21 protein-coding genes are annotated in these 26,915 nt (G+C 64.8%); 1 reads left to right on the top strand and 20 read right to left on the bottom strand.

The window, feature by feature from the left end; translation table 11 throughout:
• Positions 1-87 precede the first annotated feature (87 nt).
• The 20 genes from ligA to mraZ form a co-directional block, all read right to left on the bottom strand.
• Positions 88-2,244: an NAD-dependent DNA ligase LigA gene (gene ligA / locus HUI96_RS11305; RefSeq protein ID WP_188254758.1), complete on the bottom strand. Its 2,157-nt coding sequence runs from the start codon at positions 2,242-2,244 to the stop codon at positions 88-90.
• Positions 2,245-2,331: 87 nt separating this feature from the next.
• Positions 2,332-4,002 carry a DNA repair protein RecN gene (recN, locus tag HUI96_RS11300; protein ID WP_188254757.1) on the bottom strand — a complete coding sequence of 557 codons (1,671 nt, stop codon included), beginning with the start codon at positions 4,000-4,002 and terminating at the stop codon, positions 2,332-2,334.
• A 10-nt stretch (positions 4,003-4,012) separates the two neighbouring features.
• Positions 4,013-4,882: an outer membrane protein assembly factor BamD gene (locus HUI96_RS11295; RefSeq protein ID WP_188254756.1), complete on the bottom strand. Its 870-nt coding sequence runs from the start codon at positions 4,880-4,882 to the stop codon at positions 4,013-4,015.
• A 155-nt stretch (positions 4,883-5,037) separates the two neighbouring features.
• Entirely contained in the window at positions 5,038-5,988 is a 951-nt protein-coding gene (gene lpxC, locus HUI96_RS11290; RefSeq protein WP_188254755.1) for a UDP-3-O-acyl-N-acetylglucosamine deacetylase, read from the bottom strand.
• A 268-nt stretch (positions 5,989-6,256) separates the two neighbouring features.
• On the bottom strand, positions 6,257-7,951 hold the full coding sequence (gene ftsZ / locus HUI96_RS11285) for a cell division protein FtsZ (protein WP_188254754.1): 1,695 nt from the start codon (positions 7,949-7,951) through the stop codon (positions 6,257-6,259).
• A 67-nt stretch (positions 7,952-8,018) separates the two neighbouring features.
• Positions 8,019-9,326 carry a cell division protein FtsA gene (ftsA, locus tag HUI96_RS11280; protein WP_188254753.1) on the bottom strand — a complete coding sequence of 436 codons (1,308 nt, stop codon included), beginning with the start codon at positions 9,324-9,326 and terminating at the stop codon, positions 8,019-8,021.
• Positions 9,323-10,240: a cell division protein FtsQ/DivIB gene (locus HUI96_RS11275; RefSeq protein WP_337918238.1), complete on the bottom strand. Its 918-nt coding sequence runs from the start codon at positions 10,238-10,240 to the stop codon at positions 9,323-9,325. The genes ftsA and HUI96_RS11275 overlap by 4 nt, the downstream gene beginning before the upstream one ends.
• Positions 10,228-11,154, bottom strand: a complete 927-nt coding sequence (locus HUI96_RS11270; protein WP_188254752.1) for a D-alanine--D-alanine ligase — start codon at positions 11,152-11,154, stop codon at positions 10,228-10,230. Before HUI96_RS11270 ends, HUI96_RS11275 begins: the two co-directional genes overlap by 13 nt.
• 258 nt (positions 11,155-11,412) lie before the next feature.
• The gene (gene murB / locus HUI96_RS11265; protein ID WP_188254751.1) at positions 11,413-12,378 is read right to left on the bottom strand and encodes a UDP-N-acetylmuramate dehydrogenase; all 966 of its coding nucleotides are present in this window, start codon (positions 12,376-12,378) and stop codon (positions 11,413-11,415) included.
• Positions 12,375-13,781, bottom strand: a complete 1,407-nt coding sequence (murC, locus tag HUI96_RS11260) for a UDP-N-acetylmuramate--L-alanine ligase (RefSeq protein WP_188254750.1) — start codon at positions 13,779-13,781, stop codon at positions 12,375-12,377. The genes murB and murC overlap by 4 nt, the downstream gene beginning before the upstream one ends.
• Positions 13,778-14,905 carry an undecaprenyldiphospho-muramoylpentapeptide beta-N-acetylglucosaminyltransferase gene (murG, locus tag HUI96_RS11255; protein WP_188254749.1) on the bottom strand — a complete coding sequence of 376 codons (1,128 nt, stop codon included), beginning with the start codon at positions 14,903-14,905 and terminating at the stop codon, positions 13,778-13,780. Before murG ends, murC begins: the two co-directional genes overlap by 4 nt.
• 12 nt (positions 14,906-14,917) lie before the next feature.
• On the bottom strand, positions 14,918-16,072 hold the full coding sequence (gene ftsW / locus HUI96_RS11250; protein ID WP_188254748.1) for a putative lipid II flippase FtsW: 1,155 nt from the start codon (positions 16,070-16,072) through the stop codon (positions 14,918-14,920).
• Positions 16,072-17,472, bottom strand: a complete 1,401-nt coding sequence (gene murD / locus HUI96_RS11245) for a UDP-N-acetylmuramoyl-L-alanine--D-glutamate ligase (RefSeq protein WP_188254747.1) — start codon at positions 17,470-17,472, stop codon at positions 16,072-16,074. The genes ftsW and murD overlap by 1 nt, the downstream gene beginning before the upstream one ends.
• 5 nt (positions 17,473-17,477) lie before the next feature.
• Positions 17,478-18,560: a phospho-N-acetylmuramoyl-pentapeptide-transferase gene (gene mraY / locus HUI96_RS11240; RefSeq protein WP_188254746.1), complete on the bottom strand. Its 1,083-nt coding sequence runs from the start codon at positions 18,558-18,560 to the stop codon at positions 17,478-17,480.
• A gap of 19 nt (positions 18,561-18,579) precedes the next feature.
• A complete protein-coding gene (locus tag HUI96_RS11235; RefSeq protein ID WP_188254745.1) occupies positions 18,580-20,013 on the bottom strand; it encodes a UDP-N-acetylmuramoylalanyl-D-glutamyl-2,6-diaminopimelate--D-alanyl-D-alanine ligase in 1,434 nt (477 codons plus the stop codon).
• On the bottom strand, positions 20,010-21,464 hold the full coding sequence (locus tag HUI96_RS11230; protein ID WP_188254744.1) for a UDP-N-acetylmuramoyl-L-alanyl-D-glutamate--2,6-diaminopimelate ligase: 1,455 nt from the start codon (positions 21,462-21,464) through the stop codon (positions 20,010-20,012). The genes HUI96_RS11235 and HUI96_RS11230 overlap by 4 nt, the downstream gene beginning before the upstream one ends.
• Positions 21,465-21,534: 70 nt before the next feature.
• Complete coding sequence (locus HUI96_RS11225; RefSeq protein ID WP_188254743.1) at positions 21,535-23,241, bottom strand: peptidoglycan D,D-transpeptidase FtsI family protein; 1,707 nt, start codon at positions 23,239-23,241, stop codon at positions 21,535-21,537.
• Positions 23,238-23,615 carry a cell division protein FtsL gene (gene ftsL, locus HUI96_RS11220; RefSeq protein WP_188254742.1) on the bottom strand — a complete coding sequence of 126 codons (378 nt, stop codon included), beginning with the start codon at positions 23,613-23,615 and terminating at the stop codon, positions 23,238-23,240. The genes HUI96_RS11225 and ftsL overlap by 4 nt, the downstream gene beginning before the upstream one ends.
• 5 nt (positions 23,616-23,620) lie before the next feature.
• Entirely contained in the window at positions 23,621-24,637 is a 1,017-nt protein-coding gene (gene rsmH / locus HUI96_RS11215; protein ID WP_188254741.1) for a 16S rRNA (cytosine(1402)-N(4))-methyltransferase RsmH, read from the bottom strand.
• Positions 24,634-25,098: a division/cell wall cluster transcriptional repressor MraZ gene (mraZ, locus tag HUI96_RS11210; RefSeq protein WP_188254740.1), complete on the bottom strand. Its 465-nt coding sequence runs from the start codon at positions 25,096-25,098 to the stop codon at positions 24,634-24,636. The genes rsmH and mraZ overlap by 4 nt, the downstream gene beginning before the upstream one ends.
• 428 nt (positions 25,099-25,526) lie before the next feature.
• On the opposite strand from mraZ, the gene HUI96_RS11205 reads away from it, so the two are divergent.
• Positions 25,527-26,642: a cystathionine gamma-lyase gene (locus HUI96_RS11205; RefSeq protein WP_188254739.1), complete on the top strand. Its 1,116-nt coding sequence runs from the start codon at positions 25,527-25,529 to the stop codon at positions 26,640-26,642.
• Positions 26,643-26,915: the final 273 nt, after the last annotated feature.

Below are 26,915 nucleotides of genomic sequence, written 5' to 3'. Positions count from 1 at the left end.
GACGCGCGATAGCCGCCCTGTCCTACTCCGGAGAGGAACCCCTCACGTTCTGGTCGTAGTACACCAAGGCGCCGTTAATCTTCCGCACTACCCCTGCCCCACCCTCACAAACCACTGGTCCTCGTCGATCACCTCGATCCCGAGGTCGGTTGCCTGCTTCAGCTTGGAGCCGGCGCCGGGGCCGGCCACCACGAGGTCCGTCTTCCTCGACACCGATCCCGCCACCTTGGCTCCAAGCCGCTCGGCCATGGCTTTCGCCTCGTCGCGCGACATGCGCTCCAGCGACCCAGTGAAGACCACGGTCTTGCCCGCGACGGGGGACGAAATCGCAGCAGCCACCTCCTCGTCGAGCGGCGTCACGCCGGCCGCGAGAAGATCATCGACCGCCTGCCGATTGTGCTCCTCATCGAAGAAATCGACCACTGCTTCGGCCACGATCGCCCCGATGCCGCCGACGCCGACCAACTCCTGCCATTCAGGGTTGCCGGCATCTCCCCGGCCGTCCGGCGGCTCGGCCAATTCGGCCGTGCGCCGCAGCGCGTCGAAGCTGTGGAAGTGGCGGGCCAAGCGCTTCGAATTGGTCTCGCCGATGTGGCGGATGCCGAGCGCGTGCAGGAAGCGCCAGAAGGCCACCCGCCTACGGGCGTCGATGGCGGCATAGAGTTTTCGCACCGAGACGGCGCCGAAGCCGTCGATGTTCTCCAGCTTGGTGAGCGAATTCCGCTGCCGCTCCGCCAGCGTGAAGATGTCGGCCGGCGAGCGGATCCTGAGCGAAGGGTCTGGCTGGTTGAAGAAGAACTCGATCTGCTTCTCGCCGAGCCCTTCGATGTCCAGAGCGTTTCGCGAGACGAAATGGCGGATGCGCTCCATCGCCTGCGCCGGGCAGATCAGCCCGCCGGTGCAGCGCCGAACCGCCTCGCCTTCTTCACGCACCGCATGGCTGTCGCAGACGGGGCAGCGGTCGGGGAAGACGTAGGGCGTCGAATCGGCCGGACGCTTCTCCGGGATGATGTCGAGGATCTGCGGGATGACGTCCCCTGCCCTCTGCACGATGACGGTATCGCCGACGCGGATGTCGCGGCCGTCGCGGATCGGCTGGCCGCTGTTGCCGATGCCGCGGATGTAATCCTCATTGTGCAGCGTCGCGTTGACCACCACCACGCCGCCTACGGTCACCGGCTCCAGGCGCGCGACCGGCGTCATCGCGCCGGTTCGGCCGACCTGGATGTCGATGGCCTTCAGCACCGTGGTCGCCTTCTCGGCCGGGAACTTGTGGGCCGTCGCCCAGCGGGGGCTGCGCGAGCGGAAACCGAGCCGCTCCTGCAGGTCGAGGCGGTCGACCTTGTAGACGACGCCATCGATGTCGTAGGGCAGCGTCGCGCGCTGGGCTTCGATCTTGCGGTATTGCGCAATCATCTCGTCCAGCGAATGGCAGCGCACCATCAACTCGTTGACCGGAAAGCCCCAGTCCTTGAACCGCTGCACGGAATCGTACTGCGTCGCCGCGAGAGGCTCGCTGACCTCGCCCCAGGCATAGGCGAAGAATTTTAGCGGCCGCGAGCGCGTGACCTCCGGGTTCTTCTGTCGGAGACTCCCCGCCGCCGAGTTGCGCGGATTGGCGAAGGTTTGGCCGCTGCCGGCCATGCGCTTCACCAATTCCAGGAAATCGTCGCGGCGCATGTAGATCTCGCCACGCACCTCGACCACGTCCGGGACATTCCCGGAGAGCGTCTGCGGGATCTCCTTGATCGTGCGGATATTTGCGGTGACGTTCTCGCCGGTCGTGCCGTCGCCCCGCGTCGCCGCGGTCACCAGCCGGCCCTTCTCATAGCGCAGCGACATCGACAATCCGTCGATCTTGGGCTCGGCCGTGAAGACCAATTCCCGGTCGGCAGGCAGCGAGAGGAAGCGCCGCACCGAGCCGACGAAATCGGTGACCTCCTCGTCGGAGAAGACGTTGTCCAGCGACAGCATCGGCCGGGCATGCACGACCGGTCCAAAAGTGCCGGTCGGGGCAGTGCCCACCGACTTCGACGGCGAATTCTCACGGATGAGCTCGGGGAAGCGCGCCTCGATCGCCGCATTGCGCTGCCGCAGTGCGTCATACTCCGCATCGGAGACGATCGGCGCATCTTCCGCATAATAGCGCCGATCGTGCTCCGCGATTTCGACGGCGAGCAGCGCAAGCTCGTCCGCGGCCTCGGCTTCGGTCAATGCGTCAACGGGCTTGGCTGAATCGGACATGTCGAACGGATTGCCCTCGGGAGTGTCGTCGGCCGCGAAAGGCGGTCGGGGTCAGGCAGGCAAGCTATTCCACCCGCCCTGCCGATATCAACTGACAGCCGCGGTTTCCCCTAGCAACCTCGCGGCCGCCGCGCGCGCCTCGTCGGTGATGGTCTCGCCTGCGAGCATGCGTGCGATCTCTTCCTGACGCGACGGCCTGTCGATCTCGACCACGTTGGTCGAGACCCGCTCCTGACCGGATTTCGAGATCAGGAAATGCGTTTCGGCGCGTGCCGCCACCTGCGGGGCATGGGTGACGGCCAGCACCTGTACGCGATGTGACAGGCGGGCGAGCCTCTGGCCGATCGCGTCCGATACGGCACCGCCCACGCCGGAATCGATCTCGTCGAAGACCAGCGTCGGCGCCGAGCCGCGATCGGCGAGCGCCACCTTCAGTGCAAGCAGGAAGCGCGAAAGCTCGCCGCCCGAGGCGACCTTGATCATCGGGCCGGGCCGCGTGCCGGGATTGGTGCGCACCCAGAACTCGACCTGATCGATCCCCTCCTCGGCGCGGTTCTCGGGCTCGCTGGCGATCTCGACCATGAAGGTGGCCCGCTCCAGCCTCAGCGCCGGCAGTTCGGCCATGACCGCCTTGGCAAGCGCCGCTGCCGCCGAGCGGCGCAGTTCCGAGAGATGGGAAGCAGTGGAGTCGTAGGCCGCGCGCGTCGCTTGCGCCTGGCTTTCGAGTGCCTGCAGCTTCTGTTCGCCGGCATCCAGGTCGGTCAAGTCGGCCACCATCGCGTCCCGCAGTTGCGCCAGATCGTCCACTTGGACATTGTGCTTGCGGGCCGCCGCACGCAGCGCGAACAGCCTCTCCTCGGCCTTCTCGAGGCGCTGGGGATCGTATTCGGTCGCGCGCAGAGCCGCATCGATGCCGGATTGTGCCGCATCGAGCGAGATCAGCGCTTCGTCCAGCGCCTTCACGATATCGTCCAGTAGATTCGGAGCCTCCGGCGCCTTGCGCTGCAGCCGTCGAAGCAGGCCCGCCAGTTGCGGCAGCGGCGAGCCGGAGCCGGATAAGAGATCCTGCGCGTCCTTGATCTCGGCGGCGATCTTCTCGACACGCATCATCGAGGCGCGCATCTCCGCGAGGTCCGTCTCTTCCCCCGGCTGGGGGTCGAGCTTGGAAAGCTCGGCGACGGCCGCGCGCAGATAGTCTGCCTCGCGAGCCGCGGCTTCCACCCTGGCGCGGTGCCGCGCGAGTTCCTGCTCGGCGTCGCGCCACTGGCGCCATGCGGCCGCGCAGGCTCGCACTTCGCCCACATGGCCGCCGAAAGAGTCGAGGAGCTCGCGATGCGCGCTGGCATCCACCAAAGCCCGTTCGTCGTGCTGTCCATGGATCTCGACCAGCGCCCGGCCGATGTCGCGCATCAATCCGACGCTGGACGGCTGGTCGTTGACGAAGACGCGGGTTCGTCCATCCGCCGTCTGCACTCGCCGCAGAATGATGTCGCCCTCGTCCTCGAGGGCGTTGTCGGCGAGGATCGCGCGAGCCGGGTGGTTGCGCGGCACGTCGAACACGGCCGTGACCTGACCCTGGGGGGCGCCATGCCGCACGAGAGAGGCGTCACCGCGCGCCCCCATTGCCAGCGAGAGAGAGTCGAGCAGGATGGACTTGCCCGCCCCGGTCTCGCCGGTCAGCACCGACAGGCCGGGCGAGAAGTCGATGTCCAGCCGGTCGATGAGGACGATGTCCCGGATTGAAAGGCGAACCAGCATCGCCTGAGTGTCAGGCGCCGGTGATGAGCTTCCCGGCCTTCGACAACCAGGATCCGGAATTCTCACGCGGCTGCAGGCCACCCGATTGCAGGAGCTTGTAGGAGTCCTGGTACCACCGGCTGTCCGGATAGTTCTGGCCAAGCACGGCGGCCGCGGTCTGCGCCTCGGTGGTCAGCCCCATCGCGTAATAGGCTTCCGTCAGGCGCGCGAGCGCCTCCTCGATGTGGCGGGTGTTGGAATAGTTCTCGACCACGTAGCGGAAGCGCTTGATCGCCGCGATGTACTCGCGCCGTTCGAGATAATAGCGCCCGGTCTGCATTTCCTTGCCGGCGAGTTGGTCGCGGGCGAAGCGGATCTTTTCGCGTCCGTCGTCCACATATTCCGATTCGGGCCAGCGCTGGACGAGTTCCTCCATCGCCTCGATGGTGCGGCGCGTCTCCTTCTGGTCCTGGGTCACATCGCGGATCTGGCGGAAGTAGCTGAGGCCGACGATGTACTGGGCATAGGCCGCGTCCGGCGAGGTTGGATAGAGCGTCACGTAGCGCTTGGCGGCGTTGATCGCCTCGTCGTACTTGCCCTGCCGGTAGTTGGCGAAGGCGCCCATCACCATCGATTTGCGGGCAAATTCCGAATAGGGATGCTGACGGTCGATGGCCTCGAACTTGCGGCTTGCTTCCGTGAGGCGTCCCGCATCCATGTTGGCAAGCGCCTGGTTGTAGAGGGCGTCCGCGGGCTCAGTCTGCTCGACGTAAGTGGAGAGATCGAGGTCATCATCCGTGGACGCGCAGCCGGAAAGCACGAGTGGCGCGCTGACGACACCGGCGGCCAAAACAAGGTTCCGAAGTCGTCGGGTCTCAAAAGCAGCGCGCATAAACAACATTAGCCGATTCGCCCCCTGGTGCCCCACAGATCAAAGGCGAGCAGCCTTAAACCAGAACAACTCGCGACGGCAACGCTATCCCCACGCAATCGCTCTTTTTTGTGGCCGTGAATGCAGAAGTCACGACTTACCAGCGGATGAGATGCTGCAGCAGCTCAAAGCACCCAGGGAGCGTAAACCGGCGCATTCACTGCGATCATCTCCGCAGTCCGGCCGCTTGCCCGACGGTTGGTCTCGACGATCTCGAATGCCGACCGGTCGGAAAGGAGATGCCGCAGCGCTGCGGCATTCAGCTTGTGGCCGCCACGGTAGGAGCGGAAGCAGCCAATGAAGCGAGCCCCCGCGAGCGCTAGGTCGCCCATAGCGTCGAGCGTCTTGTGGCGCACGAACTCGTCCTCGTAGCGCAAGCCTTCGACATTGATGACGTTGTGGTCGTCGCCGATGACGATGGAGTTCTCGAGCGAGGAGCCGAGCGCATAGCCGGCAGCCCAGAGTTTCTCGACATCCCGCATGAAGCCGAAGGTGCGGGCCCGAGAAATGTCGCGCCGGAACGTATCCGGCTCGATGTCCGCCGCAAAGGCCTGACGGCCGACGGCTGGGCTTTCGAAATCGATCTCAACCTCGAAGCGCGTGCCGCGATAGGGCCGGAACTCGGCCCAGGAGTTACCATTATCGATCCGCACGGGCTTCACCACGCGAATGTAGCGCCGTTTCACGTCGAGCGCCTCGATGCCCGCCTGGTCGATCGCGTCAACAAACTGCGCCGCACTGCCGTCGAGTACGGGCACCTCATTTCCGTCGATTTCCACGACAAGATTATCGATGCCCAGGCCGAACAGCGCTGCCATCAGGTGCTCGACGGTAGCGACATGAAACCCGGATGCATTGCCGAGGAGCGTGCAGAGCGCAGTGGCCCCGACTTCCGAAACCAGCGCCGGCAACTGCCGACCGGCCCCGCGCTCGCCATTGTAGACGAAGACCACGCCCGTGTCGGCTTCCGCCGGATTGAACCGAATCGTGACCGGCTTGCCGCTATGGACCCCGATACCAGATAGGCTCACGCACGATTTTATCGTCGTCTGCAGGTCGTGCAATTTCGTCCCCATGCCCCTCGCGCCCAAAGCCGCAGCCACTCCCCAATTGCTGCGACATTGCTCTCCTAGCGGAACGGCCTAACGGTCCTATTCCTGCCATGTTTCGATGGCGAAAATAGACTTCCCGAAGGTTCCCTCCAAATCACTCTTTTTTACCTTGTGTTACCGCGCAGGCCCTCGCTGCACGCCCACAAGCTATTGTTTTACATCACTGATTCAGAGAAGCGGGCAGATGTTTTGTGACATCTGCCCGCCGCCTTTGTTAACAGCCGTTTACGCTTCAGTTGGCTTGCCGGCGAAGGAACGCCGGAATCTCCAGCTGATCGTCCTCGTGCGCAGCCGCGCGCGGCTGCGGCGCGATCCTTCCATGTTCGTCCAGTTGCGCCCTGCGGGGTGCGTAGAGCTGCGGATCCTGGCTGTTGAGGCGCCGGGCCTCAGGCGCAGGCTGGCGCAGCTTCGGCTCGCGCGGCTGTGCCGGCTCGAGCCGTGCAGGCTCCTCCTCGCGCCGCGTCAGGCCGACGGTGAGCCGCTTCAAGAGACCCATCGGACCACGGTCCTCCTGCTCGACCGGTCGGGCTTTGGCTTCGGCCTCGGCCCGGACCATCGGCGGGAAATCCTCGACGCGGGGCATTCTCGGCGGCGCCGCCACAGGCTGCGGCGCGGGCCTGACTGCCTCGGCAGGCTGGGCCTGCACCGGCTGCGGAGCCATGACCGGCTGGGCAACCATCGGCGCATGGACTGGAGCAGCAGCCATCGCAGGCTCAATCGGACGAGCAGCGACAGGCTCGGTCGCCCCATGGAAGATCGTGCTTTGCGGGCGGAATTCCTCGGCAGGCGCCGGCTGCGGGCGTGCCGCGTTGATAGCGCTCTGTTCGGCCATGCGAATGGCATCCGCCACTGGATCAGCCGCACGCGGCTGAGGCGCCTCGGCCGCCGGCCGCTGCTCCGGACGCGGAGCGGCCTTCTGCGGCTGCCGGATCATGATAGGGGCGGCGGCGATCTGCTCGGCCGACTTGTCGATGCCGGTGGCGACGACCGAGACGCGGATGACACCTTCGAGTTCCTCGTCGAAGGTCGCGCCAAGGATGATGTTGGCATCCTGATCCACTTCCTCGCGGATACGGGTCGCTGCCTCGTCGACCTCGAACAGCGTAAGGTCGCGGCCACCGGTGATCGAGATCAGCAGGCCCTTGGCGCCGCGCATCGAGGTCTCGTCGAGCAGCGGGTTGGAGATCGCGGCCTCCGCGGCGGCCATGGCGCGGCCCTCGCCGGAGGCTTCGCCTGTGCCCATCATCGCCTTGCCCATCTCGCGCATCACCGAGCGGACGTCGGCGAAGTCGAGGTTGATCAGGCCTTCCTTTACCATCAGGTCGGTGATGCAGGCCACGCCCGAGTAGAGCACCTGATCGGCCATCGCGAACGCATCGGCGAAGGTGGTCTTGTCATTGGCGAGCCGGAACAGGTTCTGGTTCGGAATGACGATGAGCGTATCGACAGACTTCTGTAGTTCCTCGATGCCGAGATCCGCCGTTTTCATGCGGCGCTGGCCCTCGAAATGGAACGGCTTCGTGACGACGCCGACGGTGAGGATACCCTTTTCGCGTGCTGCCCTGGCGACGACCGGGGCCGCACCGGTGCCGGTGCCGCCGCCCATGCCAGCGGTGACGAAGCACATGTGCGTGTTGGAGAGGTGGTCGACGATCTCGTCGATGCACTCCTCCGCGGCAGCCCGGCCGACCTCCGGCTGCGAGCCGGCGCCGAGGCCCTCGGTGACGTGCGCGCCGAGTTGGATCAGCCGCTCCGCCTTCGACATCGTGAGCGCCTGCGCGTCGGTGTTGGCGCAGACAAACTCGACGCCACGAAGGCCGGCCGTGATCATGTTGTTGACTGCGTTGCCGCCACCGCCGCCCACACCGAATACGGTGATCCGGGGCTTCAGCTCCGTGATGTCCGGTCTCTGGAGATTGATGGGCATATCCTCGTCCTTTTGCCTTCCTGCCGCGTCGCCGCTGCGGCGTTCTGATGGGGCTCGCCCCGCCGAATTAGAAACTATCTCTCAACCACTGACTCATGCGCTGGAAACGGCCGCCCGTTCCGCTCATGCGCAAACTCGTACTTCCACTCACCCGGTCACCTTCAAAACTCGCGACCTGCGGATAGATCATCAGTCCGACCGCTGCCGAAAAGGCAGGGCCTTTGGCTGCTTCCGGCAGACCGGCGACGCCCAACGGGCGCCCGATCCGCACGTTGCGGCCAAGGATGCGGCGCGCCGCATCCGGCAGGCCGGCGAGCTGGCTCGCACCGCCCGTCAGCACCACGCGTTTTCCGACGATGTTGCCGTAGCCGGACTTGTTGAGCCGGTCTCGAAGCAGCTCCAGCGTCTCCTCGATACGAGCCCGAATGATTCGAGTCATCACCGAGCGCGGAACCTGCAGCGGAACCTCGCCTTCCTCTCCGATCGGCTGCACGATGACCACGTCGCGGTCGTCGGCGCTGCCCGGCAGCGCCGAGCCGTGCATCACCTTCAGCCGCTCCGCCTCGTCGACGCGGGCCGACAGCCCTTTCGCGAGGTCGAGCGTGACGTGCGTGCCGCCGATCGCGATCGCGTCCGCATGCACGAACTTGCCGTCGGCGAAGACCGAGATCGTCGTGGTGCCGCCGCCCATGTCGATGCAGGCAGCACCCATTTCGAGTTCGTCGTCGATGAGCGAGGCCAGGCCGCTGGCATAGGGTGTGGCCACCATGCGCTCCACCGACAGGTGCGCACGATTGATGCAGAGCTCGAGGTTGCGCAGCGGAGCGGCATCCCCGGTCAGTACATGCATGTCGACGCCCAGCGCATCGCCGACCATCCCTCGCGGATCGCGGATGCCCCGCTCGGCATCCAGAGAGAACGCCACTGGGAGAGCGTGCACCACTTCGCGCTCGGCCTTCAGCGCCTGCTTCGCGCCGGCGGCGAGGACGCGCTTGATATCGCCTTCGTCGACATCGTGCCCGCGCAGATTGATGGTCGCCGTGTAGGTATGGCTCTTGAGCCGGCCGGAAGTCAGGTTGACCAGCAGCGAGTCCACAGTCAGGCCGGCCATCCGCTCGGCGGCATCGACAGCCAGGCGGATCGCCTGCTCGGCGCGGTCGAGATCGATGATGACGCCGGATTTCACACCAAGGGACTTCTGGTGACCGATGCCGATCACCCTGGCCTTGTGCGTGCGGCCGCGCAGGATCTGACTCGGCTCGCACGGCTTCAGCTCCGCGATGACGCAGCAGATCTTGCTCGAGCCGACATCGAGAACCGTGACGATGCCGGCCCTATGCTGCGAACCATCCTTCTTGCCGCCGAGCCAGCTCATGTGCGCTTCTCCGGCTTCTTCTTCCCGGCCTTGGTCAACGCTGCCTGCCTCTCTTCCGCGGCCTCGGGCGTAAGCTTGAGCACCATCCGATCTGGGAAGCGCAGATCGATCGCCGCCAGTTGGCGCTTGAAGAGGCCGCTCTCCTCCTCCGCCCGCAGCAGGTTCTCGATCGCAGCATCGACGCCCGTTTCGGGCAGCTTGACCGTCATTCCGTTGTCCAGACGCAGATCCCAGCGGCGGTTCGCGACCTGGATGTAGCCCTTAACCCGCGACTTGAGCTCGGGATGCCGGGCGATCTGATCGACAAAGGCGGCTGCGTGCTCTGCAGCACCGGCTCCGACTACCAGCGGCAGGTCCGTATGGCGTCCGGGCGTGAGCGGCACGATGACGTTACCCTTGCGCCCGATGATCGAAAGCTGACTGCCCTGCTGCCAGATGGCGAAGGGCTCACGCTCGACGATCCGGATCTCCAGCGTCTCGGGATAGACCTTGCGGATCGAAGCGGATTCAATCCAGGGCAGCGACGAGACGCGATCGCGCGCATCGTCGACATCAAAGCCCACGAGCGATGTCCAACCCGTGAGGTCCAGCGTCTCGAGAAGGTCGATCTCGGACGTCTCGCGATGGCCGACGATCCGCACCTGATCCACGGCGAAGCCGGTGCGGGCGGTGACCGACTGCGCCACCTCAGGCATCAGGCCGCCAACATAGGTACCGTACAGCCCGGCCGCGGCGAGCAGCGCCGCACTCGCCATGGTTGCCGAGTAACGAGGCGGAACGAAATCACCCGTGCCAAGCCGCGCGAACAGACGCGCCGGCCTACGCAGCCACCGCGGAAGCAGGATACGACCGTCGAGCCGCGCATCCGGCACGCCGGCCGATCTGCTGCCTTGCCAACGCCTCAACGCGAACACGACGCGTCCTCCACCATCCAACTCAGCAACTCGCCAAAGGAATGACCCGCCTCTGCGGCAATCTCCGGAACGAGCGACGTCGGCGTCATGCCCGGCTGGGTATTGATTTCGAGCCACACGACCTCACCATTTTCCGAATGGCGATCGTCGTAGCGGAAGTCGGATCGAGAGACGCCCCGGCAGCCGATTGCTTGATGAGCCTTGAGGGCCAGTGTCTGTATCTTTTGGTAAATATTTAATGAAATTTTCGCAGGCACGACGTGTTTTGATCCGCCGGGCACGTACTTGGAGTCGTAATCGTAGAAGGCGTGACCGGTCGGGACGATCTCGCAGACGCCCAGCGCTACATCGCCCATGACCGCACAGGTCAGTTCGCGCCCATAAATGTAGCGCTCGACCATGACCCGTTCGCCATACTGCCAGTCAGGCGAAGAAACGATCTGAGGCGGAGCGGTCTGACCTTCCTTGACGATCACGACACCGAAGCTCGACCCCTCATTGACGGGCTTCACCACATAGGGCGGCTTCATGGGGTGGACGTTCTGTATGTCGAAGCGATTCATCACCCGCGACTCGGCGACCGGGATGCCCGCCGCCTTGGCGACCTTTTTGGCAAGCTCCTTGTTCATGGCCAGCGCCGAGGCGAGCACACCCGAATGCGTATAGGGTATGCCGAGATACTCCAGGATTCCCTGAATGGTGCCGTCCTCGCCGTAAGGACCATGGAGCGCATTGAAAGCGACGTCGGGCTTCATCTCGGCAAGCACGCTCGAGACATCCCGATCGACATCGACGCGCGTGACGCGGTAGCCCTCGGCTTCCAGTGCATCAGCGCAAGCTTTTCCCGACGACAGGGACACGGGCCGCTCCGACGAAAAGCCACCAAGCAGAACAGCTACGTGCTTTTTCGACATCCCTGCTGCATCCCCTCAGATACGCACTTCACCAGAGTTTCCGGACAGAGTCCGGGCATGTCCGGCAAGCTCCCCTCTCGCCAGTTACGCCTCGCACGACTCAAATCAGGAAACGCGTCTGACCCAAAGAATCAGAGTGGGGATTCCGTGGCAAGCACTGATTTTAGTAAAATTGTAATTGTTTGATTGCGCGGCCGCATTCGGGCTGGACTATGGCATTTTGGACTCACTGGGAGCGCCGGTAGGGCCGCTCGAGGGCTACAGCAGTTGTCCGAGGAACTCCTGCACCTCGTGGCCCGGCTTGAAGCGGCCGAGGCGCTTGATCTCCCACTGCAGCCGGATCCCGGATTTCTCCAAAACGCGGGCGCGAACCGTCTCGCCGAGATATTCGAGATCATAGCCGCTGGCATTGCCCGTGTTGATCATGAAGTTGCAATGCAGGGGCGACATCTGCGCCCCGCCGATCATCAGGCCGCGGCAGCCCGCCTTGTCGATCTCCTTCCAGGCGGACGTACCCTCTGGGTTCTTGAAGGTGGAGCCGCCGGTCTTCTCGCGGATCGGCTGGACGGTCTCGCGATGATGCTGGACCGCGTCCATGGCAGCCTTGATCACGTCATGCTCTTCCGGCGCGCCTTCGAAGATCGCCGAGGTGAAGATCAGGTCGGAGGATGCAGTGGAGGCTCGATAGCTGTAGCCCATCGCCGCGTTCGACAGGATGTGGAGTTCTCCATTGCGGTCGAGCGCGCGCACCTCGACGACGCGCTCCCGCGTCTCGACGCCATTGGCGCCGGCGTTCATGCGCAGGGCGCCGCCGATGCCGCCGGGGATGCCGTGATAAAAATGGAAGCCGCCGATCCCAGCCTCAAGCGCAAGGGCTGCCACCCGCTTGTCGGGTGCGGCCGCGCCCGCCCGGATCCGCGTCGGCGAAATGACCTCCGCCTGACCGAATCCTTTTGCCGATAGCCGGATCACGAAGCCGGGTATACCGCCCTCCCGTACCAGGAGGTTGGAGCCGATGCCGACGACGGTCAGCGGCACGTCCTCCGGGACGGCCTTGAGGAATGCGGAAAGATCCTCCTCGTCGGCCGGCTGGAACAGCGCGTCGGCCGCCCCTCCGGCGCGGAACCAGGTGATCTTATCCATCTCGGCGTCGGGCGTGATGCGGCCGCGCAGGCCCGTCAACCGGTCGCCGAGTTTCGAAAGAAGCGCCTCGCCGCGCCTCATGCCGGCTCCCCGCCGAGGTCCTTCGGCAGGGCATAGGCCCACTGCGTGATATTGCCGGCCCCGAGGAAGACGACGAAGTCGCCCGGCTGAGCCAGATCACGGACCGCTGGCGCGATGTCGGCGGGACCTTCGATGTGGCGGGCATCACGGTGGCCACCCGCACGGATTCGCTGCGCCAGGGCCTGCGAGTTGATGCCCTCGATCGCGTCCTCGCCGGCGGCGTACACCGGCGCGATCATGATCGTATCGGCGTCGTTGAAGCAGGCGGAGAAATCGTCGAAGAGATCGCGCAGCCGGGTATAGCGGTGCGGCTGGGCGATCGCGATCACGCGCCCCTTCGCGGCGTCGCGCGCGGCCTTCAGCACCGCCTTTATCTCCACCGGATGGTGACCGTAGTCGTCGAAGATGCTCACGCCGTTCCAGGTGCCGGTCGGAGTGAAGCGGCGTTTCACGCCGCCGAAGCCGGAGAGCCCCTTGCGGATCGCCGCGTCGGAGATGCCGAGTTCGCGCGCGACCGCGATGGCCGCGGTGGCGTTGGACACATTGTGGCGCCCTGGCATCGGAAGCCGCAGCCCCTCTATCCGGGTCTGGGCTCCGGTCTTGCGGTGGCGGATCAGGACGTCGAACTGGGAGGCCGCGCCGTCCATGCTGTGGTTGACGAAGCGGACGTCCGCCTGCGCATTCGAGCCGTAGGTGATGACGCGGCGATCCTCGATGCGGCTGACCAGCGCCTGCACTTCCGGGTGATCGGTGCACATCACGCCGAAACCGTAGAACGGGACGTTCTCGACGAACTGGCGGAAGGCTTCCCGCACCTTGTCGAAGGTGCCGTAGTGGTCGAGGTGCTCGGGGTCGATGTTTGTCACCACCGCGATGTCGGCCGGCAACTTGAGGAATGTGCCGTCGCTCTCGTCGGCCTCGACCACCATCCAGTCGCCCTCGCCCATACGGGCATTGGTGCCGTAGGCATTGATGATGCCGCCATTGATGACGGTGGGGTCGAGCCCGCCGGCGTCGAGCAGCGCCGCGACCATCGAGGTGGTCGTCGTCTTGCCATGCGTGCCGCCGATCGCCACCGCCTGGCGGAAGCGCATGAGTTCCGCAAGCATTTCCGCGCGTCGCACGACAGGCAGCAGCCTTTCGCGCGCGGCGATCAGTTCCGGATTGGATTTCTTGATGGCCGTCGAGACGACCACGACCTCGGCATCGCCGAGGTTCTCGGCGCGATGACCGACGAAGCAGTCGATGCCCTTCTCACGCAGGCGCTGGACATTGGCGCCGTCGGCCTGGTCGGAGCCCTGCACCTTATAGCCGAGATTGTGCAGCACCTCGGCAATGCCGCTCATGCCGATGCCGCCGATGCCGATGAAATGCACCAGCCCGATGCTGCGTGGCATCTTCATGGGCGCTCTCCGTCACTGGTTCCGTCTGGAAATTTCCTTGCGGCAATAGCCTCTGTGAGGTCGGCGAGCAACTTCGCCGCGTCGGGCTTGCCGGCCGACTTGGCCGCGGACGCCATCGCCGAGAGCCTCTCCGGATCGTCCATGAGCCGGCCCAGAAGCTCGGCGATGCGCTCGTGCGAAAATGTCTCCTGCGGATGCACCTCCGCGCCTCCGGCGGCCGCGAGTGCGGCGGCGTTCGCTGCCTGGTCGTGATCCAGCGCGTGGGGATAAGGCACCAGCAGGGCGGGCCGACCGATCACCGCAATTTCCGACACCGTCGAAGCTCCCGAACGCGAGATGACGAGATGAGCACCTGCGATCTTTTGGGAAAGGTCGGTGAAAAACGGCGAGACTTCGGCTTCAACCCCTAGGGCGGAATAGGCTCTCCGGACGCGGTCGACACCTTCCATGCGCGCCTGTTGGATGATCTTCAACCGCCCGCGCTGCCCCTCGGGGAGCATGGCGATCGCCTCCGGGATGGCGTCAGAGAAGAACTGCGCACCCTGGCTGCCGCCGAAAACCACAAGATGGAAGGGCTCACCCGCGCCGGAGGGCCTGTAGCTAGTCTTGGCGGCCTCCAGCACTGGCGGTCGGACCGGATTGCCGGTCACCACGATCTTCGATGCCTCTGGTCCGCCATCCGTTGCGAGGAAACCGCCCGCAATGGCGCTGACGCGCCGCGAGAGAGCCTTGTTTGCGCGCCCCATAACGGCGTTCTGCTCGTGGATGAGCGTCGGAATCCTGCGCCGGGTTGCCGCATAGAGCGGCGGCAGCGTGGGATAACCGCCGAAGCCGACGACTGCAGCAGGCTTGATCCTGCGAGTGAGTTCGGCCGCCTGGCGCACGCCCTGCCATATCTTCCAGAACGCCGAAACCAGAGTCACCGGGTTACGGCCACTGAGGGTGGCGGAAGCAATCGGGTGGATCTTCACGGCCGGGAAGTTCCCGATGTATCGTCCGGCCCGCTCGTCCGTGGCGAGATGGACCACCCATCCGCGCGCAATCAGTTCGTAGGCGAGCGCCTCCGCGGGGAACAGGTGACCACCGGTCCCGCCAGCCGCAAGCAAGATAGTTCCCTTCGCCATGCCGAGCCGCCGCTATTCTGCAGCCAATGCATGGCGCGCGAGCATCGCGATGCCGGGTTGCTTGCGCCGCTCCGGCTTCTTGCGCGTGAGCGCCAGCACCATGCCCATCGAGACGGCGACCGCGATCAGCGAGGAGCCGCCATAGGAGATGAACGGCAGCGTCATGCCCTTGGCCGGCATCATCTGCAGGTTGACGCCCATATTGATGATCGACTGGAACCCGAACACCGCCACCAGTCCCGACACCGCGTAGCGCGTGAAATCGTCGTGCTCCTTGAGAGCGGTACTCAAGCCGCGCAGCACAATGAAGGCAAACAGCGCCATGATCAGGAAGCACATGACAATGCCGAATTCTTCGCCGGCGACGGCGAAAACGAAGTCGGCATGGCTGTCTGGGATCATTCGCTTTACCGTGCCCTCGCCCGGCCCGACGCCGAACCAGTTGCCACTGATCACGGCGTCTTTCGCCATGTCGACCTGGAAGGTGTCGCCCTCACCGGTCAGGAAGCGGTCGATGCGGCCGGCAAAGTGGTCGAAGGTGAAGTAGGCGCCGAACGCGCCCAGGACCGCCACCGAGAGGATCACGATGATCCAGAGCCAGGGCATCCCCGCCATGAAGAACATCACGCCCCAGGTCCCGGAAATCAGGATCGTCTGTCCGAGATCGGGCTGCAGGACCAGAAGGCCCACCGCCAGGCCGAGCAGCATCAGGGCAAGAAAGTTGCCGGGGATTGCCGCATTGCGCGCTTTCTCGGCAAACAGCCAGGCACAGATAATGACGAATGCGGGCTTTAGGAACTCGGACGGCTGGATCGAGATCCCGAAGATGGAGACCCAACGGTGCGCGCCCTTCACCTCGACCCCGACGTAGAGCACCGCCACCATCATCAGCAGCGACACGCCCAGCATGATGATTGCGAGCCTTCTCACCTGGCGCGGCGTCAGGAACGACACCGCAAGCATCGCCGCCAGCGCCGGGATCATGTAGACGATCTGCCGGGTCGCGAAATGGAAGCTGTCGAGACCGATGCGCTCGGCCACGGCCGGGCTCGCGGCGAAGGAGAGGAGGATTCCCAGCCCCATCAGCGACAGGAAGGCTGCAAGGAACCAGCGGTCGACCGTGCGCCACCAGACGGTCACCGGACGACGATCAAGTCTGCTTTCCATCAGCGCGTCCCTCCAATCGGCGTGATGTCGTCGAGGGCCTCCACTGCCGCGCGGAAGGCCTCGCCGCGGATCTCGAAGTTGCGAAACTGGTCGAAGCTTGCGCAGGCCGGCGAGAGCAGCACGACGGCTTCGGCACTCTCGTCTTCGGCTGCATCGTTGGCCGCATGCTCGACGGCAGCGGCGAGCGTGCCGGAGATCTCGTAGGGCACCGCCTCCCCGAGCGTCGCGGCAAAGGCCGGCGCCGCTTCGCCGATCAGGTAGGCCTTGGCAATGCGCGGAAAAAAGGAGCGGAGGGCCTCGATGCCGCCCTCCTTGGGAAGCCCACCTGCGATCCAGTAGATCCGCGGGAAGCTCGACAGCGCCGGCGCCGAAGCGTCGGCATTGGTCGCCTTGGAGTCGTTGACGAAGAGGACGCGGTCCCTGCGCCCCACCTGCTCCATCCGGTGCGCGAGACCCGGGAAGGTCTCGAGCCCGGACTGGATCTCGCCGAGGTCGAGCCCGACCTTGAGGCAGGCGACGATGGCGGCAAGGGCGTTCTGCGCATTGTGCTGCCCGCGGAGCGAGCCGATCCCTTCCAGGAATCCGACGCGGCTGTACCGGCCCTCTATGGCCTCCATGATGTCCGTGCCGTCGGCGAAATAGCCGTCGGTCAGGGGCAGGCGCTTGGAGATGCGGATGACCTCCTTGCCCGCCTTCTCGAGCCTGTCGGCGATCTGCGCGCAGTAGACGTCGTCGACGCCGACGATCGCCGTGTCGCTGCCCGAGACCAGCCGCTCCTTGATGGAAGCGTAGTGCTGCATCGTCCCGTGGCGGTCGAGATGGTCCGGGGTGAGATTGAGCAGGATGCCCGCCGTCGGATTGATCGAGGGAGCGAGATCTATCTGGTAGGAGGAACATTCGACCACGTAGAAGCGGTCTTCCACGATCGGTTCGAGGGTCATCACCGCACGGCCAATATTGCCGCCCATCTGCGTGTCGCGCCCTGCATGCTTGAGGATATGAGCGGTTAGGGCCGTCGTCGTCGACTTCCCGTTCGTCCCCGTAATGGCGATGAAGGGCGCCCTTGGCGCCTGGGCCGTGCGCTCGCGCGCGAACAGTTCGACGTCGCCGATGATCTCGACGCCGGCTCCTCGGGCCAGTTCCACGGTCCAGTGGGGTTTCGGATGGGTGAGCGGCACGCCGGGCGAAAGCACGAAGCTCGCGAGCCCGCCCCATTCGGCGCCGCGAAGGTCGCCGGTCGGAATCCCCTGTTCGGTGGCGCGTGCAACGCTCTCGGGATTGTCGTCCCAGCAGAGGACTTCGGCGCCGCCCTCCATCAGCGCACGGCCGGTCGCGATCCCCGAGCCGCCGAGCCCGAAGAGCGCCACTTTCTTTCCGGCGAAGGAGCGCGCGGGGATCACGGAAATCACCGCAGCTTGAGGCTGGAAAGCCCGACGAGGGCAAGGATGACGGCGATGATCCAGAAGCGGATCACCACCTGGCTCTCGGTCCAGCCGAGTTTCTCGAAATGATGGTGGATCGGCGCCATCAGGAAGACCCGCTTGCCGGTAATCTTGAAGTAGCCGACCTGCACGATCACCGAAAGTGCCTCCATGACGAACAGGCCGCCGATGATGGCAAGCACGATCTCGTGCTTGGTGGCGACGGCGATGGTGCCGATCAGGCCGCCGAGCGCCAGCGAGCCGGTGTCGCCCATGAAGATCGCCGCCGGCGGGGCGTTGAACCACAGGAAGCCCAGACCGGCGCCGATGACCGCACCGAGGATGACGGCCAGTTCACCGGTACCGGGGACGAAGTGGATCTGCAGGTAGTCGGCGAAAACCGCGTTGCCGGAGAGATAGGCGATCACGCCGAAGGACGCGGCGGCGATCATGATCGGAACAATCGCCAGCCCGTCCAGCCCGTCGGTGAGGTTTACCGCATTGCCGGCCCCCACGATGACGAAGCACGAGAACGGGATGAAGAACAAGCCGAGATCGATGACCAGTTCCTTGATGAAGGGAAAGGTCAGCGACGAGGCGAAGCGCCCCTGCCCAGCCTGCATGATCACATAGGCGGCGATGGCCGCGATCACGAACTCGACGGCGAGGCGCGACTTGCCGGAAAAGCCCAGATGAGACTGCTTCGTGACCTTGAGATAGTCGTCATAGAAGCCGATCGCGCCGAAGCCGATCGTGACCAGAAGGACCACCCAGACATAGATGCTGGTGATATTGGCCCAGAGCAGGCTCGAGGCGATGATTCCGGAGATGATCATCAGCCCACCCATGGTCGGCGTGCCGGCCTTCTTGAAATGCGTCTGCGGGCCGTCGGCGCGGATCGGCTGGCCCTTGCCCTGCCGGATCCTGAGCGCGTCGATCATCCCCGGACCGAAAATGAACACCAGAAGCGCCGCAGTGATCAGCGCTCCACCGGTCCTGAAGGTGATGTAGCGGAAAACGTTGAAGGCCGAGACTTGGTCGGAGAATGAGACGAGTAGAGTGAGCATGCGTTCCCCCGGACCGCGGTCAGTTTGGTTTCTGGCCGCCGGCGCAAGCCGGGAACCGGTTCAGGAGCGCGTCCACGAGCTTCGAAAAGCCCACCCCCTTTGATGATTTCACCATCACTACGTCGCCCGGTCCGATCTCTTTGAGCAGGATCGGCTTGAGGTCATCCGCGCTCGCCCGGTACTCCTTGCGGATCTTCTCGGGCAGCGTGTCGGCAAGGTTCTTCATATCGGGTCCCGCCATCAGGACGATGTCGGTGTTCGTCTCGGTGATGATCTTGGCAAGTCCGGCATGCAACTCGGCGGAGTGGCTGCCGAGTTCCAGCATGTCGCCCAGCACGGCGATGCGGCGCCCCTCCCCAGCGATCGGGGTAGCGTCCAGCAGTTCCATCGCCGCCTTCATCGAGGCCGGGTTGGCGTTGTAACTCTCGTCGATCAGGGTGAATGCGCCTGCATCGGCGGCAAGCCGGTGCTGGCGTCCACGCCCGCTTTCCGGCACGAGGTCGGCCAGCGCGGCCGTGACCTTTTCCACGTCAGCCCCCGCAAGCCGGGCCGCGGCGATGACAGCTAGCGCGTTCTGGACGATGTGACGCCCGGGTGCGCCAACCTTGGCCTCAAGATGATTGCCGCCGATCTTTACGGAGATCAGCGAATGGTCGGCTTTGAGTTCGCATCGCATGAGCCGCACCTGCGCCCGGCCATGCGCCCCGAACCCGACGACATGCTTCACGCGGGCAGCCTTCGCCGCCTTTTCAAGGAGCTTGTAGCGGGCATCGTCGCGGTTGAGCAGCGCGTGACCGCCCGGCTCGACGCCCTCAAAGATCTCGGCCTTGGCGACCGCAATTTCGTCCTCGGAATTGAAGTGCCCGAGGTGGGCGGGAGCGATCAGGGTTACGATGGCGATATGCGGTCGCACCATCTTCACCAGAGGCCGGATTTCGCCCGCATGGTTCATGCCGATCTCGAAGACGGCATAGTCGCACTCCGCCGGCATCCGCGCCAGTGTCAGCGGCACGCCCCAATGATTATTGAACGACTTGTCCGAGGCATGCACCTTGCCCGCCGCCGAGAGGACGTGCCGCAGGGCTTCCTTGGTGGTGGTCTTGCCGACGGAACCGGTGACCGCGATGATTTTCGCCGAACTGCGCGCGCGGGCCGCGATGCCGAGCTTCTCCAGCCCAACCAGCACGTCGGGCACCACGATCATCGGCGCGGTCAGCCGGCCGAGCGCCGGCAGCTTGCCCTCGGCGACCACCAGGATAGCCGCACCAGCCTTCACGGCGGCTGTCGCGAAGTCGTGGCCGTCCATGGTCTCGCCCTTAATGGCGAAAAAGGCCTCTCCCGTCTTGAGGGTTCTGGTGTCGATCGAAATGCCGGTCACGCCCGTAGGCATGGTTCCGAACGGGCGGCCGTCCATGGCGGCGATCAACTCATCCGCGGTCCAGAGCAGACTCATGCGGGGCGTTCCCGAAGGGCTGCGCGCACTTCCTCATGGTCCGAGAAGGGGAAGGTCCGGGTCCCTATCGTCTGACCCTCCTCGTGACCTTTTCCGGCAACGATCAGCGTGTCGCCAGACTGCAGCATCGCCACAGCAGTGCGGATCGCTTCTCGCCGGTCGCCGATCTCGATGGCGCCCGGTGCACCGGCAAGGACTGCAGCGCGGATCTCAGCCGGGACTTCCGAGCGCGGGTTGTCGTCGGTGACGATCACCACGTCGGCGAGTCTGGTCGCGATCTCGCCCATGATCGGCCGCTTGCCCCGGTCGCGGTCCCCGCCGCAGCCGAACACCACGATGACACGGCCGGTCGTGAACGGACGGACGGATTTCAGGACGTTCTCCAGCGCATCCGGCTTGTGGGAGTAATCCACATAGACCGGAGCACCATTCGCCGCCGTGCCGACCAGGTCCAGACGGCCCGGCGCGCCCTTCAGCGTCTCGAGCGCCTTCAGCGCGTCCCGCGCAGGCGTGCCGGTCGCGATAGCCAAACCGGCCGCGACAAGGGCGTTGGAGACCTGGAAATCGCCCGCCAGAGGCAGATCGATCTCATGGATCTCGCCCGCATACTGCACCTCGGCGCGCTGGCGATGCCGCTCGTGCTCGACCCGCTTCAGACAGAGGAAATCGCCTTGCCGTCCGACCGTCAGCACTTGGAGCCCCGCGGAACTCGCCGCCTCGATCACAGGCGCCGAATATTCGTCGTCGGCGAAGATGACGGCCGGCGCCCCCTTGGGCAGCAGCGCATCGAACAGCCTGAGTTTAGCCTTGAGATAGTCCTCGACCGTTGGATGATAGTCCATGTGGTCGCGGCCGAGATTGGTGAAGGCGCCGGCAGCGAGCCTCACGCTGTCCAGCCGGCGCTGGTCGAGGCCGTGGCTGGACGCCTCCATCGAGGCATGGGTGACGCCCTCGCCCGCGAGTTCGTCGAGCAGCATGTGCAGCGCGACCGGATCAGGGGTCGTCAGTGCCCCGTACTCATTGCGATCGGGAGCGACCACCCCAGTCGTGCCGATGCTGGCCGCTGCATATCCGGCGTGCTCCCAGATCTGCCGCGTGAAGGAGGCGACGGAGGTCTTGCCGCTGGTACCGGTCACCGCAACCATGGTCTGCGGCTGCCGCGGCCAGAACCGGCTGGCCAGTCGCGCCAGCGCGAGCCGCGGGTCTTCGACCGCAAGCACAGGCACCCGGATGGACTCAAGACTGATACCATTGCCCGCCACGATCGCAGCGGCGCCCCTTTCCTGCGCGTCGGCTGCATAGGCAGAGCCGTCGGCCTTCGATCCCGACACGGCAACGAAGATCATGCCCGGTCGGACGGCACGTGAATCGGAAGTCACGCCGGTAACTTCCACCTCCACGGGCACGCCCGGCGGAACAGGAAGGATGTCGGCGAGATCAGCTAATCTCATGGAGGTCGGTTCTATTCTTGGTCTGCCATCACAAACAAAGGCGCGCCTTGCCAGCGCGCCTCGGGGGGAATCACTCGGTGGAAACCACCGTTGTCTCGCTTTCATGGCTGAATTCAGGCTTCACGCCAAGCAAGGAGGCGGAACGTCGGATGATGTTGGCGACGATCGGGGCAGCGTTCAGGCCCGCCGTCGCTGCCATTCCCGGCTTTTCCGACTTCGGCTCGTCGATGATCGACAGCACGATGTACTCCGGATCTTCCATCGGGAAGGCTGCGAGGAAGGCGTTGAAGCGCTTGTCCTTGGCGTAGCGTCCGTTCACCACCTTCTCGGCCGTTCCGGTCTTGCCGCCGACACGGTAGCCGGGAACCTCCGCGCGCTTACCGGAGCCCTTCTCCGCGTTCAGCCGGTAGAGATAGCGCATCGATTCGACCGTGTAATCGCTGACCACCTTCTGGCCGATCGCATTGGCTGCCTCCTCGGTCCGCGGCAGGAAGGTCGGCGGCAGCAGCTTGCCGGTCATCAGCGCGGCGGCGCCAACCGCGGTCTGGAGCGGCGTTGTCGTGAAGCCATGGCCGAAAGAAGCGGTGATCGAATGCACCTTCTTCCACACCTTTGGCTCGGTTGGCCTCGCCACCTCGGGCAATTCCGTCTGCATCCGACTGAGCAGACCGAGACGCTCCAGGAACTCGCGATGACCCTCGATGCCGACCACGTCCGCCTCGCGGGCCGAGCCGATGTTGGAAGAGTAGATAAAGACTTCCGGGACGGTGAGCACCCTGCCCTTACCGTGGAAATCGCGGATGGTCTGGCGGCCGATGGTAATCGGACGCGTCGCGTCGAAGCGGCTCTCCAGCGTGACCTTGCCAGAATCCAGCGCCATCGCGGTGGTGAAGCTCTTTATGGTCGAGCCCATCTCGTAGACGCCGGCCGACATGCGGTTCAGGTGGTCCTTGTCGAGCGCGTTGACCGGGTTGTTGGGATCGAAATCCGGAACCGAGGCCATGGCGAGGATCTCGCCCGTTTTCACATTGAGCACGACGGCTCCGGCCGCGATCGCGTGGTAGCGGTTAAGCGCCTGCGAAATCTCGTCACGCACGATGTGCTGGACACGCAGATCGATCGAAAGCCGCACCGGCTCCAGGTCCTCAGGGAGAGCAAGCCCGGTGGCCTGCAGGTCGGCTAGACCTTGATCGTCGATATACTTCTCCAGGCCGGCAATGCCCTGGTTGTCAATGTTGGTAAGGCCAAGGATGTGCGAGGCGGTCGTGCCGCCCGGATAGAATCGCCTCTTCTCCGTGCGGAAGCCGATGCCCGGCAGGCCGAGCGCCATGATGTCCGCCTGTTGGCGTGGCGTTAGTTGGCGTCTCAGCCAGACGAAGCCCGAGCCGCTCTTCAGCTTGTGGTAGGTCTGCTCGATCTGCAGGTCCGGCAGGACCGTCGACAGCTTTTCGATCACCTCGTCGGCGTCGACGATGCGGCGCGGCTCTGCGAACAGCGAGGCCGTCTTGATGTCGGTCGCCAGGACCTCGCCATTCCGGTCCAGAAGATCGGGCCGCGAGGCGGTTACGCGTGAGGCCGGCCCTGCGCCTGGATCCGGCTCCTGGAAGCCGAAATAGACCAGCCGGCCAGCGATTGCCGCATAGATGCTGAAGAACACGGCCATGGTCATCAGCACGCGCGTCTTCGCTCGGCCGCCCGTCGTCATACGCGCGGCGTCCACAACGATCGACGCGGAACTGGTGGAGAGCGCCGCCTTTCTTCTGAAAAGCTTGATCATTCATGCACCGCGCCAGTGGTGGTTTCGTCGACGGCCACGCCCTCCGCCAGAAGGTCGAGCGAGTTTCCGATGATCTCCTTGATATCCAATGGACGGACCGGGATTTCGTCGATCCGCGCAAACTGATGCGCATCAGTCGGCTGCAGATTGAGATCGGTCTGGTATTTTTCGGTGAGCTTCTGCAGCCGTGCCGGCTGTGTGAGCAGGCTCCAGTCGGCCTTCAGCAAGACGATCGAGTCCTCCTCGAGCCGGATCTGCGATTCCAGCTTGCGCACTGCGGCGAGTTGGTCCTCGGCTTCCTGCTTGACCTTGTAGGTAAAGGCGGCGGCTGCAACCATCACCGCGATCAGCACCATGTCGCTCGTACGGAACATGGGGGTTACCTCTCAGCCGTCGCGCCAAGGTCGGGAAGTTTCGGGAGCCCGAAGAGCCCCAGGTCGATCGGCCGCGGTGGAGCCTCCGTCCGCTGCGCTGCCCGCAATTTCGCCGAACGCGCCCGCGGGTTGGCGGCGAGTTCCGCCTCGCCCGGCGTCACCGGCCCTGCAAGCTTGACGAAGGTGGCAGGTACGCTCTGCTTCTGCGGAAGATGTCGTGACCCGGACGGCTCTGCAGAACGGTCTGCGATGAAGCGCTTAACGATCCGGTCTTCCAGCGAATGGAAGGTCACCACGACCAAGCGCCCGCCCGGCTTCAGCACTCGCTCCGCAGCCACGAGCGCCTTGGCGAGTTCGCCCAGTTCGTCGTTGACATAGATGCGCAGGGCCTGGAACACGCGCGTCGCCGGATGGATTTTTTCGCGCGGCGGGAAGCCGACGAGATCCGCGATCGTCCCCGCCAGATCGGTCGTCAGCAAAAATGGTCGTTCCGTCCGGCGCCGCTCGATCATGCGCGCGATGCGGCCTGCATGACGCTCTTCGCCCAGCAGGCCGAAGATGCGCGCGAGGTCGCCCGCCTTGTATCGGTTGACGACGTCGGCCGCCGAGATGCCCTGCTTCGCCATCCTCATATCGAGCGGGCCTTCAGCACGGAAGGAGAAGCCGCGCTCGGCTTGGTCCACCTGCATGGAAGAAATGCCTATGTCGAGGACGATCCCGTCGACTTGGCTCACATGGGCATCGAGCGTCGAAAACGGCGCCTCGACAAGCCGCAGTCGTCCCTGGGACGCCTTCTCGATTGGGTGCCCTGCCGCAATCGCCTCGGGATCACGGTCAAAGGCGACGACCGAGGCACCGCGAGTGAGAATGGCCTTCGTGTAGCCACCCGCACCAAACGTGCCGTCGACAATCACCTGATTCGACCCGAGTTGGAGAGCCTCGATCACCTCGTCGAGAAGGACCGGAATGTGGCGGGCCGGTCCGCCAACCGCGAGGTTATCCTCGCCGTGGCCCGCCATCATTCCAGCTCCTCTACACGCATAGCTTGTGGAGCTTGCCTCAAGCTGAGCAGACGCTCGCGCACCGCCCTCCCATGCGCTTCGAAACGGGAAGGCTCCCAGATCTGGAAGAACTTCCCCCGCCCGACGAAGACCGCTTCGTTCGTGATGCCGGTGTGGGCCCTGATGAAGTCCGTCATGCCGATGCGGCCATCCTGATCCAGCTTTAGGAAGGTCCCCTCCCCGTGGACGTAGAAGGACATGTCTTCCCCGGTGCGCAGAAACGGATCTTCCACCTCGATCCGTTGCTCGTAGACATCGAGGAGATCCGGCCCACCCACATCCATGGCCGGCACCTCCAGCGCCCTCAAGGCGTACAACTCGGAATAGCCGCGCTTCTGGATGACGGAGCGGAAATGCGCGGGTACGGAGACGCGGCCCTTGGCGTCGATCCTGTTCAATGAATTCGAGAGGAAGCGATCCATCGTGCGGCGCGGCGGCGAGAGCCTTCGCTTCCCTTCCTTGCTGTGCCCGCTCGGTGCCCTTGCGGGACACTGCGCAGCGGAGGCTGTCCCCGATCTCCGACCCCGCGTTCGCGCGCACAATCCCGCCGACCGCCGATGGTTGAATCGGCGCCGAAATGGCGTTCCGCGCGAAGTCCTGGATAGGGCTATGGGATATCATGGGAGAATATGGGCGTCAACGGGAGCTCGCGTCATACTGGCCCGGAATCACATGCAAAACAGGCTTTTCCGGCTCATCCCGCTTTATGGTCCATTAAGACTAACGAACGGTTATCGCGACCGACGCATCCGCGAGCGTCCCCTCAAATTCCCCCAGAGCCGGTGACTCGCGTACCGGTTAGGGGATATTGCGAAGCCTGACACGAACTCTGGTCTTGGGAATCACGAAGATGACCGGCGACATGCATGCCCGCGCGGCGCACCTCCAGCATCTGCGCGGCCGCGCACTCAGGAAGGGCGACCCGGTTCCGCTGCCGCTGACCATGGCGAGCACCTTCCACCTGCCCGGCGAACCTGGCGCCGAGTTCGATCAGTACGGCCGCTCAGAAAACCCCACCTGGGAAGCCGCGGAAGAGATGTTGGCCTATCTGGAGGATGCTCCCGGCGTGGCATTCCCCTCCGGCATGGCCGCGATCTCGGGCGTCTTCTTCAGCCAATTGAAGGCGGGCGATCGCATCCTGCTGCCGTCCGACGGCTACTACACGCCGAGGGTGTTGGCAGAACGCTTCATGAAGGGCCTCGGCATCGAGTTCGACCTGCGCCCGACCGCCTCATACTTGGACGGAGGGTTTGACGGCTATCGGCTGGTCTATGTGGAAACGCCGTCCAATCCCGGCCTCGATCTTTGCGACATCGCCGCGGTGTCGTCGGCGGCCCACGCCGCGGGCGCAATCGTCTGCGCCGACAACACCACCATGACCCCCTTCGGCCAGCGGCCGCTAGACTTCGGCGCCGACATCCTGGTCTCGGCCGACACCAAGGCACCCAATGGCCACTCCGATACGCTGTTCGGCCATGTCGCCAGCCGCAACACGGACATTGTCGAGGCGGTGAGGGAATGGCGGAAACTGTCGGGCAGCATCCCCGGTCCATTCGAGGCATGGCTGCTGCATCGCGGCCTCGAAACGCTGGAGCTCCGCTTCGACCGCATGTGTAGCACGGCCGGAACGATTGCACCGCGATTGAAGGCGCACCCAGCGGTGCGGACAGTTCGATATCCGGGGCTGCCGGACGATCCGTCGCACAATCTCGCCTCGACGCAGATGCTGCGCTTCGGAACGCTGATCGGCCTCACGCTGGGGAGTGCGGAGAAGGCAGAGAAGTTCATCAACGATTGCGCCCTGCTGCAGCCGGCGACCTCGTTCGGCAGCGTACACAGTTCCGCCGAGCGGCGCGCCCGCTGGGGCGATGCGGTGGAGCCCGGCTTTGTGCGGCTGTCGGTGGGCTGCGAGCCGACCGAGGAGCTCTGGCGAGCGATCGAGCAGTCGCTGGACGCCATCAGGTAGGTGCGTCGGAGCTTCAGGTGCGTCCTTCGAGGCTTGCCCACGCAGGGGGGGGTAGAGCACCGGAAGCGCCGTGCGGGCTCGCACCTCAGGATGAGGACCGTGGGTGTGCTACAACGCCAATCAGGATCGGCCGGGCCCAAGCAACTGATCTGAAGCGCTGTTTAGAACCGACGCTGAATGGGAGATCTGCAGGCACGACGGTCCCTCATCCTGAGGTGCGAGCCCGCAGAAAATTGGAATAGAGGAGTAGACCTCGGCGGGCGAGCCTCGAAG

It is taken from the genome of Pseudaminobacter soli (ex Zhang et al. 2022) (genome assembly GCF_014595955.1).
In the GTDB taxonomy this organism is placed as follows: domain Bacteria; phylum Pseudomonadota; class Alphaproteobacteria; order Rhizobiales; family Rhizobiaceae; genus Kumtagia; species Kumtagia pseudosoli.
The sequence above is the reverse complement of the archived record's forward strand: the minus strand, read 5'-3'. Positions and strand labels throughout refer to the sequence as shown.

Bases quoted from the DNA above. Each gene is read 5' to 3' on its own strand.
- HUI96_RS11205 (WP_188254739.1), top strand. From the start codon at position 25,527: ATGACCGGCGACATGCATGCCCGCGCGGCGCACCTCCAGCATCTGCGC.
- murC (WP_188254750.1), bottom strand. From the start codon at position 13,781: ATGAAGATGCCACGCAGCATCGGGCTGGTGCATTTCATCGGCATCGGC.
- rsmH (WP_188254741.1), bottom strand. From the start codon at position 24,637: ATGATGGCGGGCCACGGCGAGGATAACCTCGCGGTTGGCGGACCGGCC.
- lpxC (WP_188254755.1), bottom strand. From the start codon at position 5,988: ATGGGGACGAAATTGCACGACCTGCAGACGACGATAAAATCGTGCGTG.
- HUI96_RS11225 (WP_188254743.1), bottom strand. From the start codon at position 23,241: ATGATCAAGCTTTTCAGAAGAAAGGCGGCGCTCTCCACCAGTTCCGCG.
- ftsW (WP_188254748.1), bottom strand. From the start codon at position 16,072: ATGGAAAGCAGACTTGATCGTCGTCCGGTGACCGTCTGGTGGCGCACG.
- ftsA (WP_188254753.1), bottom strand. From the start codon at position 9,326: ATGAGCTGGCTCGGCGGCAAGAAGGATGGTTCGCAGCATAGGGCCGGC.
- recN (WP_188254757.1), bottom strand. From the start codon at position 4,002: ATGCTGGTTCGCCTTTCAATCCGGGACATCGTCCTCATCGACCGGCTG.
- HUI96_RS11295 (WP_188254756.1), bottom strand. From the start codon at position 4,882: ATGTTGTTTATGCGCGCTGCTTTTGAGACCCGACGACTTCGGAACCTT.
- murB (WP_188254751.1), bottom strand. From the start codon at position 12,378: ATGAGGCGCGGCGAGGCGCTTCTTTCGAAACTCGGCGACCGGTTGACG.
- mraZ (WP_188254740.1), bottom strand. From the start codon at position 25,098: ATGGATCGCTTCCTCTCGAATTCATTGAACAGGATCGACGCCAAGGGC.
- mraY (WP_188254746.1), bottom strand. From the start codon at position 18,560: ATGCTCACTCTACTCGTCTCATTCTCCGACCAAGTCTCGGCCTTCAAC.
- ligA (WP_188254758.1), bottom strand. From the start codon at position 2,244: ATGTCCGATTCAGCCAAGCCCGTTGACGCATTGACCGAAGCCGAGGCC.
- ftsL (WP_188254742.1), bottom strand. From the start codon at position 23,615: ATGTTCCGTACGAGCGACATGGTGCTGATCGCGGTGATGGTTGCAGCC.
- murG (WP_188254749.1), bottom strand. From the start codon at position 14,905: ATGGCGAAGGGAACTATCTTGCTTGCGGCTGGCGGGACCGGTGGTCAC.
- HUI96_RS11230 (WP_188254744.1), bottom strand. From the start codon at position 21,464: ATGAGATTAGCTGATCTCGCCGACATCCTTCCTGTTCCGCCGGGCGTG.
- ftsZ (WP_188254754.1), bottom strand. From the start codon at position 7,951: ATGCCCATCAATCTCCAGAGACCGGACATCACGGAGCTGAAGCCCCGG.
- HUI96_RS11270 (WP_188254752.1), bottom strand. From the start codon at position 11,154: ATGTCGAAAAAGCACGTAGCTGTTCTGCTTGGTGGCTTTTCGTCGGAG.
- HUI96_RS11235 (WP_188254745.1), bottom strand. From the start codon at position 20,013: ATGAGTCTGCTCTGGACCGCGGATGAGTTGATCGCCGCCATGGACGGC.